At 70.4% G+C, this 11,741-nt stretch carries 8 protein-coding genes and 1 pseudogene; 7 read left to right on the plus strand and 2 right to left on the minus strand.

All coding sequences use genetic code 11. The annotated features are described in order from the left end of the window. Positions 1-30: 30 nt before the first annotated feature. The 7 genes and pseudogenes from MF407_RS14195 to cbiB all read left to right on the plus strand — a co-directional run bounded on the left by MF407_RS14195 (position 31) and on the right by cbiB (position 8,531). Positions 31-2,142 (plus strand): VWA domain-containing protein, encoded by a 2,112-nt coding sequence (locus MF407_RS14195; RefSeq protein ID WP_239702682.1) that lies wholly within the window; start codon positions 31-33, stop codon positions 2,140-2,142. Further along, entirely contained in the window at positions 2,142-2,756 is a 615-nt protein-coding gene (cobO, locus tag MF407_RS14200) for a cob(I)yrinic acid a,c-diamide adenosyltransferase (protein WP_239702683.1), read from the plus strand. The genes MF407_RS14195 and cobO overlap by 1 nt, the downstream gene beginning before the upstream one ends. Further along, positions 2,750-5,287 carry a cobyrinate a,c-diamide synthase gene (locus tag MF407_RS14205; RefSeq protein ID WP_239702684.1) on the plus strand — a complete coding sequence of 846 codons (2,538 nt, stop codon included), beginning with the start codon at positions 2,750-2,752 and terminating at the stop codon, positions 5,285-5,287. The genes cobO and MF407_RS14205 overlap by 7 nt, the downstream gene beginning before the upstream one ends. Next, on the plus strand, positions 5,284-6,294 hold the full coding sequence (cobA, locus tag MF407_RS14210) for a uroporphyrinogen-III C-methyltransferase (protein WP_239702685.1): 1,011 nt from the start codon (positions 5,284-5,286) through the stop codon (positions 6,292-6,294). Before MF407_RS14205 ends, cobA begins: the two co-directional genes overlap by 4 nt. Beyond that, positions 6,291-7,082 carry an adenosylcobinamide-GDP ribazoletransferase gene (locus MF407_RS14215; protein ID WP_239702686.1) on the plus strand — a complete coding sequence of 264 codons (792 nt, stop codon included), beginning with the start codon at positions 6,291-6,293 and terminating at the stop codon, positions 7,080-7,082. The genes cobA and MF407_RS14215 overlap by 4 nt, the downstream gene beginning before the upstream one ends. Continuing rightward, positions 7,079-7,611 (plus strand): annotated as a pseudogene (locus MF407_RS14220) (bifunctional adenosylcobinamide kinase/adenosylcobinamide-phosphate guanylyltransferase). The gene MF407_RS14215 and the pseudogene MF407_RS14220 overlap by 4 nt, the downstream one beginning before the upstream one ends. Next, positions 7,608-8,531: an adenosylcobinamide-phosphate synthase CbiB gene (gene cbiB / locus MF407_RS14225; protein ID WP_239702687.1), complete on the plus strand. Its 924-nt coding sequence runs from the start codon at positions 7,608-7,610 to the stop codon at positions 8,529-8,531. The pseudogene MF407_RS14220 and the gene cbiB overlap by 4 nt, the downstream one beginning before the upstream one ends. A 1,230-nt stretch (positions 8,532-9,761) precedes the next feature. Here the strand turns inward: cbiB and MF407_RS14230 are convergent. Continuing rightward, positions 9,762-10,331 (minus strand): transposase, encoded by a 570-nt coding sequence (locus tag MF407_RS14230; protein WP_345770875.1) that lies wholly within the window; start codon positions 10,329-10,331, stop codon positions 9,762-9,764. 51 nt (positions 10,332-10,382) lie between these two features. Further along, on the minus strand, positions 10,383-11,474 hold the full coding sequence (locus MF407_RS14235) for a hypothetical protein (RefSeq protein ID WP_239702689.1): 1,092 nt from the start codon (positions 11,472-11,474) through the stop codon (positions 10,383-10,385). Positions 11,475-11,741: the final 267 nt, after the last annotated feature.

An 11,741-nucleotide genomic window follows, 5' to 3' on the forward strand; every position in this document is an offset into this window, starting at 1 on the left:
CGTGGTAACTCGTCAGGAGGTTCGATCTCGTTGTCGCAGTTTCCTTTTGCGGCCATCGTCGGTGCCGACGACATGGCGCTTGCTCTCGTGCTCACCACCGTCTCGCCCGAGGTCGGTGGTGTGCTGGTGCGCGGCGAGAAGGGCACCGCGAAGTCGACCATGGTGCGCGCCCTCGCCGAGGTGCTGCCCGACGTCGAGGTGGTCGAGCGCTGCCGCTTCGGCTGCGACCCGCGCCGCGACGAGCGCTGCCCCGACGGCCCGCACGACGACGCGCCCACCCGGATGCGCCCGGCGCGACTGGTCGAACTCCCGGTCGGCGCGACCGAGGACCGCGTGGTCGGCTCGCTCGATCTGGGCAAGGCGCTCGCTGCCGGTGAGACCAGCTTCGAGCCCGGTCTGCTGGCGCAGGCGCATCGCGGCCTGCTGTACGTCGACGAGGTCAACCTGCTGCACGACCACCTCGTCGATCTCCTCCTCGACGCCGCCGCGATGGGCCGCAACACCGTTGAGCGCGATGGAGTTTCGGTTTCTCACGCCGCCCGCGTGACCCTCGTCGGCACGATGAACCCGGAGGAGGGTGAGCTGCGCCCGCAACTGCTCGACCGCTTCGGGCTCACCGTCGAGGTGCGCGCCTCCCGCGACCCGCAGCACCGCGCTGAGGTGGTGCGCCGGCGGCTGGCGTTCGACGCCGACCCGATCGCCTTCACCGACCGCTTCCGCCCCGAGCAGCAGAAGCTGCGCAGCCGACTGCACGACGCGTCGGCCCGGGTCGCCTCGGTGCGCCTCGGCGACCGCGCGCTGGCCACCATCGCCCGGGTGTGCGCCGGGTTCGACGTCGACGGCATGCGCGCCGACATCGTCACCGCCCGCGCAGCCCGCGCCCACGCCGCCTGGTGCGGGCGCGACGAGGTGACCAAGGACGACATCCGCGTGGCCGCCCGGCTGGCGCTGCCGCACCGGCGTCGGCGCAACCCCTTCGACGCACCGGGCCTCGACGAGGAACTGCTCGACCGGTTGCTCGATGAAGACCCCGACCCGGACGGCCCGGAGCCGGACGGCCCAGATGACCCGGAGCCCGACGGCCCGCAACCGGACGAGTCCGGCGACGAATCCGCCGACGAATCCGGCGACGAGTCCTCCGAGAGCGGGGACGCCGGCGACGGCGGCTCGCCGGGAAAGCCCGCCGACGACCGGTCGACCACGCCCTCCGCGTCCGGCCCTGCCGGCGACAACTCCGACAACCGGGCCGACAGCCCAGCAGGAGACGACGCGAGCGACAACGCCGCACCCACCGAACGCCCCAGCGCCGTCGGCGTCGCCGCTCCGAACTCGGCGTTCCGAGCCCGCACGTTCACCGTGCACGGCATCGGCACCGGGTCTGCCGGACGCCGCAGCGCCGCCATCACGTCGGCGGGTCGCACCATCGGGTCGACCCGCCGCGCCGACGGTGCGCAGCGCCTCCACCTCCCGGCCACGATCACCGCCGCGGCCCCCCGACAACACGAACGCGGACGCCGCGACGGTCGGCTGCGGTTCGCCACCGACGACGTGCGCCTGCGCATCACCCAGGGCAAGGAGTCGAACCTCGTGCTCTTCGCCGTCGACGCCTCCGGGTCGATGGGCGCACGGCAGCGGATGAGCGAGGTGAAGACCGCCGTGATGAGCCTGTTGGTCGACGCCTACCAGCGTCGTGACCGGGTGGGCGTGATCAGCTTCGCGGGCGCCGGCGCCAACCTGGTGCTGCCGCCCACCGGATCGGTCGAGGCGGCGGCGCGCTGCCTCAGCGACCTGCCCCACGGCGGTCGCACCCCGCTGGCCGAGGGGCTGCTGCGCACTCTCGCCACGGTGCAGGTCGAGCGGCTGCGCGACCCGCACCGGCGCCCCTTGGTGGTCGTGCTCACCGACGGCAGGGCGACCGCAGGGCCCGACGCCCTCGTCCGCGCTCGTGAGATCGCGACGGCCTGGCCGACCCTCGGCCTGCAGACCGTGGTCGTCGACTGCGAATCGGGACGCTTCCGGATGGGGCTCGCGGTCGACCTCGCGGCCCGGATGGGCGCCGAATACGTGCCGCTGGAGCGGGTGGCCGCAACCGAGATCGTCGATATGGTGCGCCGGTCGACCGGCGCCGGGAAGGCCGCCTGATGGTGCAAGGACAGACGCCCGTCGAGGCCAACGACGGCCTCACCACCCGGCAGCGGCGCAACCGTCCGCTGGTGATCGTGCACAGCGGGGCCGGCAAGGGAAAGTCGACGGCGGCCTTCGGGCTCGCGCTGCGCGGGTGGAACCAGGGCTGGTCGATCGGGGTGTTCCAGTTCGTGAAGTCGGCCAAGTGGCGCATCGGCGAGCAGGCCGCGCTCGAGGCGCTCGACCGGGTGCACCGCGAGACCGGCGAGGGCGGGCCGATCGAGTGGCACAAGATGGGCTCGGGTTGGTCGTGGTCGCGCAAGACCGGCAGCGAGGACGACCACGCCGCCGCGGCCCGCGAGGGCTGGGCCGAGATCAAGCGGCGACTGCAGGAGCAGACCCACGGCCTGTACGTGCTCGACGAATTCACGTACGTGCTCAAGTGGGGGTGGGTCGACGTCGAAGACGTGGTGCGAACTCTCAACGACCGCAACGGTTTTCAGCACGTCGTCATCACCGGACGCGACCCCCACCCGAAGCTGCTCGAGATCGCCGACCTGGCCACCGAGATGACCAAGATCGCGCACCCGTTCGACCAGGGTCAGAAGGGCCAGAAGGGCATCGAATGGTGACCCAGCCGCGGTTGGTGGTGGCCGCCGCGGCGTCGGGCCAGGGCAAGACGACCGTGTCGGTCGGCCTCATGGGCGCATTGCGGGCGCACGGTCAGGCCGTCGCCCCCGCCAAGTGCGGCCCCGACTACATCGACCCCGGCTACCACGAACTCGCCACCGGTCGGCCGAGCCGCAACCTCGACCCGTGGCTCACCTCGCCCGAGCTCGTCGCGCCGCTGTTCCTGCGCGGGTGCCTGCACCCGACGCCTGCCGACGTCGCGGTGATCGAGGGCGTCATGGGGCTGTTCGACGGACGGCTCGGAGCCGACGGGTTCGCCTCCACCGCCCACGTCGCGGCGCTCACCGACTCGCCGGTGCTGCTCGTCGTCGACATCTCCTCGGCCGCGCGCACGGTCGGCGCGCTGGTGCGCGGCCTCGCCACCCACGACCCGGCGGTGCGGGTGGCGGGCGTGGTGCTCAACAAGGCCGGCAGCGACCGACACGCCGCCGAGGTGCGCCGCGCCGTCGAGCAGCAGGGATATCCGGTGCTCGGTGTGCTCCCGCGCGATGCCGGCATCAGCGCACCGTCGCGCCACCTCGGGCTGGTGCCGGCGTCGGAGCGGCACGACGCGCAGGCCTCGCTCGACCGACTCGCGGAGCAGACCGCACGGCACATCGACATCGACGCGGTCTTCGAGATCGCTTGCACCGCAAAGCAGTTGGACGCCGAACCCTGGGCTCCGCCGGTCGTCGACCGACCCGCCCGACGAGTGGCCGTCGCGGGCGGAAGGGCGTTCACCTTCCACTACGCCGAGACCGCCGAGATGTTGGCGGCCGCCGGCTGCGAGCCGGTGCGCTTCGACCCCGCCACCGACCGCGAGCTGCCGTCCGGCACCACCGGGCTCTACCTCGGCGGCGGGTTTCCCGAGGCACACCTCGGCGCGCTCGCCACCAACACCCCGTTGCTCACCCAGGTGCGCGACGCGGTGTCGTCGGGACTGCCGACGGTGGCCGAATGCGCCGGCCTGCTCTACCTGTGCGAATCGCTCGACGGCCGGCCGATGGTCGGGGTGTTGCCCGCGCGCGCCGCCATGCAGCCGCGCCTCACCCTCGGCTACCGCGACGCCACACTCACCGTCGACAGCCTGCTCGGACCGGCCGGCACCACCGCGCGCGGCCACGAGTTCCACCGCACCCGCACCGACCCCGGTCACGGCACCGCGGCGGCCTGGCACTTCCCCAGCGGTCCCGAAGGTTTCGCCCTCGACCCGGCCCGCACCGGTCGCGCCACCGTGCACGCCTCCTACCTGCACACGCACTGGGCGGGAGCCCCGCAGCTTGCGGCGGCGTTCGCCGATGCGGTGCACGAGTTCGCACCGGTCGCCGACGCCCGACCGATGCGCGACGTGTCCGCCGGCGGCCCGCGCCCCGTCGATCCGCGTCCGGCGGCCGATGCTCTCGAGTTGCCCGACGCCCATGGCGCACACCACGGCGACGCACACCACGGCGACGACGACATCCGCGACCGCCCCGACCTCGTCGACCTCGCGGTCAACGTGCGCCTGCCCGCGCCGCCCGCCTGGTTGGCCGGCGAACTCGCCGACGGCATCGCCGGGCTCGGCGCCTATCCCGACGCGACGGCGGCCCGCGACGCGATCGCCCGCCGACACGGGGTCGACCCGTCGATGGTGCTGCCGACCGCCGGGGGTGCCGAGGCGTTCACCCTCATCGCCCGCGCGATCGAGGGCCGCACTCCGCTGATCGTCGAACCGCAGTTCACCGAGCCCGCCCAGGCGCTCGCGGCCGCCGGGCGCACCGCCGACCGGCTCGTGCTGCGCGCCGAACACGGGTTCGTGCTCGACCCGGCCGCTGTCGACCCCGCGGCCGACCTGGTGTTCGTGGGCAATCCGACCAACCCCACCGGTGTGCTCCACCCACGCGCCACCCTGCACGCACTGCGCCGCCGCGGACGCGTGCTGGTGATCGACGAGGCGTTCGCCGACGCCGTGCCCGGCGAGACCGAGTCGTGCATCTCGCCCGACCCGGAGCAGCTGCAGTCGATGCTCGTCGTGCGCTCGCTCACCAAGACCTGGGGCGTGGCCGGACTGCGTGCCGGCTACGTGATCGGCGACCCACAACTCATCGAGCTGGTGCGCCGCCAACAGCCGCATTGGTCGGTGTCGTCGCCCGCTCTCACCGTGATGCTCGCGACGACGTCCGACCGTGCGCTGCGCGAGTCGGCGCAGGCCGCCCGTGACCTCACCTCCGCCCGTGAGCATCTCGTCGGCGCCCTGGAGCGCCGCGGGCTGCGTCCGGTGCCCGGGGTGGCACCCTTCGTGCTCGTCGAAGTCGGCGAAGGGGTGCGGGAAGCGTTGCGACACAGCAGTTTCGCCGTGCGGCGCTGCGACACCTTCGCCGGCCTGTCCGATCGGTGGATCCGCATTGCCGTGCGCGACCCGCACACCATCGACACCTTCCTGAGGGCGCTCGACGAGACCCTCGCGCGTACCTCTCGCCCCGCTGCAGCCACTCCCGAAGAGGTGCCCGCATGACCTTCTGGAAGCCGGGTGACCGTGCCCTGTTGCGCCGGCCGGGCGCCGATGCCGACTACGCCGTGCACCGTCTGCTCGAGGCCGGCTTGTTCGTCGACGTCGAGACGCAGACACCCGATCCCCGGCTGCTCGACCTGCAGTCGCGTGGACTCGTCGGGATCGTGCCGCACCCGGACCTCGACGACTACGCGGTGGTGCTGCGCGACGACGTCCGCCGCGCTGACGTGCCCACCGACGCGCCCACCGGCAGCACCGGGCCCGGACGGGTGACCCTCGTCGGCGGCGGCCCCGGACCCACCGAGCTGCTCACCGTCGCCGGACTCGCCGCCGTGAGGGAGGCCGACGTCGTCGTGTGCGACCGGCTCGCCCCGCTCGGTGCGTTGGCCGGCATCAGCGCCGAGATCGTGCACGTCGGCAAGATCCCGCGCGGCGAGTTCACCCCGCAGGAGCAGATCAACTGGCTGCTCATCGAGCACGCTCGCCGCGGACGAAATGTGGTGCGGCTCAAGGGCGGTGACAACTTCGTGTTCGGGCGTGGCGGTGAGGAGTGGAACGCCTGCAGTGCGGCAGGCATCGAGGTGCGTGTCGTGCCCGGGGTGAGCAGCGCCCTCGCGGCGCCGGCTCTCGCTGGTGTGCCGGTGACCCATCGCGACATCACGCAGGGTTTCGCCGTGGTCAGCGGCCACGTGCCGCCCGACGATCCGCGCAGCACCGTCGACTGGGACGGCATCGCCCGCAGCGGCCTGACCCTGGTGGTGCTCATGGGCGTGGCGACCCTGCCCGCGATCTGTCGTCGTCTGATCGATGCGGGGCTCGACCCCCACACCCCGGCGGCGTCGATCAGCGACGGCGGCCTGCCCAGTCAGCAGTCGGTGCGCGGCACGCTCGCTTCGATTGCGGCCGACGCCGAGGCCGCCGACATCCGCGCCCCCGCCGTCACCGTCATCGGGGCGACAGTGGATGCGCTCGACGCCGCGAGCGTCGTCCGGTTCGCAGCGGCCCGATGAGGGCGAGGCGTTCGCCGGCCGGGGCCGGTCTCCGGCTTGCCGTCGGCACCCTGACCGTGGTGCCGACCGGCGACATCGGCCCCATCGACCGCCGCACCGCAGGGTGGGCGATGGCCCTTGCTCCGGTCGCCGCGCTGCCGGTGGCCCTCGGCGCCGCCGCGGTGACGTGGGCCGGCACCTGGCTCGACCTGCCGCCACTGGCGGTGGGCCTGTGCACCGTGGCGACCACTTCGCTCGCCACCCGTGCGATGCACCTCGACGGACTCGCCGACACGGTCGACGGCCTCGGCGGCGGATGGACCCGCGAACGCGCGCTGGAGATCATGCACTCCGGCGACATCGGACCCATGGGCGTCGTTGCGCTCGTGCTCGCGCTGGGTCTACAGGCGGCCCTCATCGGCAGTCTCGCGTTACTCCCGTGGGGCGCTCTGCTCATCGCCGCGGGGGTCGTGGTCGGGCGGGCCTCGACGGTGCTCACTTGTCTGCGCGGCATCCCTTCAGCCCGCCCGACCGGCATGGGTGCGACGGTCGCCGGCACGGTGGCGTGGCCGGTCGCCGCGGCGGTGCAGTCGGTCTCCGTGGCGCTGCTCGCCGGCGCGGCCACGATGGCCGGTCTGCCCTGGTGGCAGGCAGCGCTGACGGGAGTGTTCGCGGCGCTCGGCGTGCTGTGGCTGCTGTGGGTGTGTTGCCGCCGGTTTGGCGGGGTGAGCGGCGACGTCATGGGCGCCGCGATCGAGCTGGCCACCACCATCGCGCTGCTCGTGCTAGCAGCGGGCGCACTGCGATGAAGACGCTCGTCACCGGCGGGGTGCGCTCGGGCAAGAGCGCCGCGGCCGAGGCGGCCGTATCCGCGATGTCGGCCGATCGTGCCGTCGTCTACGTGGCCACCGGACCCACCACCGACGACCCCGACTGGGCCGATCGCATCGCCGCGCACCGCGAGCGGCGTCCCACGGAGTGGCCCGTGCTCGAGACCACCGACCTGGCCGCCGTGCTCACCGACCGCACCGAGGCGTTGCTCGTCGACTGCCTCGGCACCTGGCTCACCGCCCGGCTCGACGCCCTCGCGGTGTGGGACGCGCCGTCCGCCGAGTGGGCGAGGGCGCTCGACGCAGAGTTCGACGCGGTGGCCGACGCGCTCGCCGCCCGCCGCAACCCGCGGTGCTCGTGACCAACGAGGTGGGGCTGGGGTTGGTGGCCCCGCACCGGTCGGGACGCATCTTCGCCGACAGCCTGGGCCGGCTCAATCAACGAGTGGCGGCCGTCTGCGACCGCGTGGTGTTGGTGGTCGCCGGACAGTCGCTGGTGATCAAGTGAGCACGCGCCCCTATACGCGACGTGCCGCTGGTCTGCTCGCCGGCTACCTCGCCGACCGCGTGCTCGGCGATCCGCGGCGGCTGCACCCGGTGGCCGGATTCGGCTGCACCGCAGCCGCCTTGGAGAAGCTCACCTACCGACCGACGCGGGTGGCCGGAGCAGTGCACGTGTGCGTGCTGGTCGGTGCCGTGGCGTTCGCCGGACGGTTGCTGCCGCGGCACACGGTGGTGGTCGCGGCGGCCACCTGGACGGTGCTCGGCGGCCGATCGTTGGAGCGTGAGGCGCTCGCGGTGCACGACCTGCTGGCCCGCGGCGACCTCGACGGCGCGCGGGTGCGGGTGCGCAACCTGGTCGGTCGCGACACCAGCGGCCTCGACGCAGCCCAGGTGGCGCGCGCCGCGGTGGAGTCGGTGGCCGAAAACGGTTCGGACGCCGTCGTCGCGCCGCTGTTCTGGGGTGCGTTGGCCGGCACGCCGGGGTTGCTTGCCCATCGCGCGATCAACACGCTCGACGCGATGATCGGCCACCACAGTCCACGTTACGAGCAGTTCGGTTGGGCCGCAGCCAAACTCGATGATCTCGTCAACTGGCCGGCGGCGCGGGTGAGCGTGCTGTGCACCATGCTGGTGCACCCCCGCCGCGCGCGCTCGATCGTGGCCACGGTGCGGCGCGACGCGCCCGCCCACCCCAGCCCGAACGCCGGCCCGGTGGAGTCGGCATACGCTGCCGCCCTCGGGGTGCGACTCGGCGGCACGAACAGTTATCACGGCGCGGTCGAGCACCGCGGTGTGCTCGGCGACGGACGGGCCGTCGCGCCCGATGACCTGCTGCGCGTCGTCCGGCTGCACCGCCGAGTGTGCGGCGCAGCTCTTGCGCTGAGCGTTGCCGCGTCGCTCGGCGTCTCAGCGCTGCGAAGCTGATGGCGACGCGCGGACCGTCTCTGCGGCGGCCGCTGGGACAACGCCTCACTGTTTTCGATCTCGCTGGAGCTGCGATCACTCCTCTGCCGTACCCCTGGACGAGGGTGCTGATCGATTCCGGGTGCAAGGGCCGACCAGTCGGCTTGTTCCCTTTGGTCACTCCTTGGAAAAGGCCCGCTGGTGATGCCGCGGGCTCGAGACAGACGCTCAGCGCGGTGGCCGGGCACCGGTGAGGGTTACCGGAACGTGGAAGGCCACAAATTCAGCTTCGGTGCCGTGAACTGCACCGCATCCGTGGCCGCTGGTGCCCGTGCGACCGTCCCCGAGACAGAGTGCGTTGAGGGCGTCGGAGGTGAGTTGGTCAGCGCGTGCATGACGCACTCCCACGGCCTATTACACGGCATTCCATACATTATCCCGTGCAATGCGCGGCCGTCGGGTCGATCACCGTGGGCAATTGAGCGCTGGCGCGCCGCAATATAGGAGATCCCTCAATTTTGAAGATCCTCTAAACATCGAATAGCTGAATAGAATCGGCGTAAGGAGCGTCGATTACAGCAGCTCCGTTACGGAGCTTCAACAGCCGCCCGAAGCTCAGCCAATCGGTGACAGTCGGACCCATTTCCTGCCCGAATATGACGAACTCATCGCCTCCATGCTTATGCGTTTTGAAAAAAGTTATCGCCGCCCTTCCGCTAGCATCCAAGCGGCCCACAGCTCTGATCCCGTGGCGAGGAGATATGTTCCGTAGCGGAACCGAAATGCAAATGGGATCAAAAATCCCATTCGGGAAATTATCGGGTGTGGAATCGGCTCCAATGGCCCCTAGTGCTCTAAGCCATGCGGCGCGAAAAAAAGACTTTTTTTGCGCGTCTTGTAGGGCGGAATAATCGGTTGGGAAAAAGAGTGTCCCAACACTCCCATCAGGTGCCATAGGCTGATGCTTTTCCGGATCCCACTCCTTTAGGGGAACAAGCGAGCTTCTGTTCAGGATCAACCGAGATGACCCCCGCTTCACGCATCTGACTGGGTTTGACCGGGCCCATAAAGTTAGGTTTCCGGCCGAAAGCATTCCGTCTATACCGAACTGGCTCATGTTCCCATCGCTGTTGAGTAATTCTCCCCACTTTGCGTCAGTCATGGCTATTGGAGCATCGGGCCATATTTGTAACTCCTGGAGCATGGGCACTTTAATTGGCTCTCCGCATTTGAGTGGGGCGTGTGCTGATTTCATGCTGCTGGTCTCTGCCCTCGGGTGAGGGCGATGTGGACCATGATGCGCCTTCGGTAGTTGTCCATGTTGGTGAAGCCGCATCCGACACGCTTGGTTTGCTTGATGATCCGGTTGAAGCCCTCGGTGCGGGCGTTGGTCACGTCCTCGGTGAGCGCGACGAGCACCGCTGGCCACCAGGTGTCGCTCGTGGTCGCTAGGCGGCTGGTTTCCTCCATGTCGGCGCGGGCGGCGTTGAACCGGGCCTTTTGCTTCACGGTGAGGTGCTCGTAGCCGGTGAGCAGCAGTTGCCGGCTGGCCCAGACTTTGTCGGTGGCGGTGCCGCGGCGGCCGTGCAGTTGCCGGGTGATCCGTTGACGGACCTGGGTGACCATGAGGTTGGCGAGGGCGACGAGATGCCACTTGTCGACTGCGATCCGCGCGTCCGGCAGGGCGGTGCGGATCCCGGATCGACAGGTACAACAGCGCCCGCCCGCACACCCGCCTCGGCAACGCCCCACCCGCCGAGTACGAGGCAGCGCACTGCGCTGAGCCCACCAAGTCATCGCGACCGGCAATGACACCTGCATAGACGTGGCATCAACGCGTAGATGTTTCAGTTCTTCTGTGCTGGGGCTGTGTCAGGTGCTGGACCGGGTGTAGGCAGCGGCGCGCACCACATCTTCGTCCTCCAGTCCAGCTCCTAGTGCTCCGCCCACGGTGGCCAGGCTGGCGGTGAGCCAGCTGATCTTCGCGTAGTCCAAAGCGTTCACTGGGTGACCGGCGACACCGGCCAGTACCTGCTCGTCGATGAGCAGCAGCGCGCCGACCCAGGACAGGATGAATAAGACGAGGTAGAACACCACAACCCCGATGGCCACGGTCGCGGTGGTGGCCAAATTGAACAGGATCACCTGCTCACGTTGGGCTCGCCGCCGTGGGCGCTCCCACAAGTCGGCTCCCAGGATCAGGGTGGCACTCACCGCCCCGATCGCCATCACCGCCAGCAGGACCAGGCGCACCGGCCCGTAGGCCATGGCCAGTACCCATAGGTCCGAGGCCACCAATGTCAGCATGCCGGTGGCCGCTGCCACGACCAGCGCCCGGGAGAGCCGGGCCACGAAGGCCCAAGGCTGGTTGGCGCGGATCATGCCCAGCAGCAACCGCACGTTGCCGCTCAGCACTCGGGCCGTGAACTGCACGACGTTGTCGTCCGGGCGTTCGTCGAGATCGGTGGACAGCTGGTGGGCTCTTCGAGCAAGATCCCGCTGGGCGTTGAGGTCTTCGGCGTCGTAGCCCAGGAGCTGCCCGACCACGTGCACGGTGGTCTCTTGCACCTTCTGCCGCACGTGCACGGCTCCCAGGGCTGGGACGGAGACCAGTCCTACCCCGTGCACGGGGCTGAGCTGGGTGAGCACCGGACGTCGGCCGGTCTTCAGGGGGATCTCGGTGAGCACCACGGCCAAATCCCAGTTGTCCTCCAGCACGCGGTTTCGGGCCGCCTCCAGCAGGTCCAAGGTCTCGGTGGGTGGATCGACCAGCCGGTCTTCGGCCATCTTCAGTTGCCAGCGCACTCCCGGATACCGCTGCACCAAGATCTTGCGCACCGAGGTGGTGACCTCGGGGCCGAGCACCGCACTCAGGGATGGTGAGACCGCCAGGCCGATGAGCAGCTCGGCATCGGAAAGGGGTTCGGCAGGATCGGCGGTGGATCGGCAACGCTCAGCAGTCACCGCTCCATGATGAGGCAACCACGGGCCGGATTGCCACTGGCTCGATGGAGCCCCCAAGGTTTCGTGCAGCACCGCGGGCCGGATTCGGTGGTCGCCTCGATCCCGGAAAGAGCGGTGCTGCTCACTGCGAAATCCTCTCCCCGCCGACGCCGCCAGCGCGAAGACATCACAGCCAGCGGGCCCGGGACCTGCCGGTGTCGAGGACGGCTTCTCGATGATGCTGCAGTGACGGATCGGTTGAAGTGCTTCGGCGGTGTGAGAGCAGTG

The sequence above is a fragment of the Yimella sp. NH-Cas1 genome, from assembly GCF_022359705.1.
Taxonomy (GTDB): Bacteria; Actinomycetota; Actinomycetes; order Actinomycetales; family Dermatophilaceae; genus Yimella; species Yimella lutea.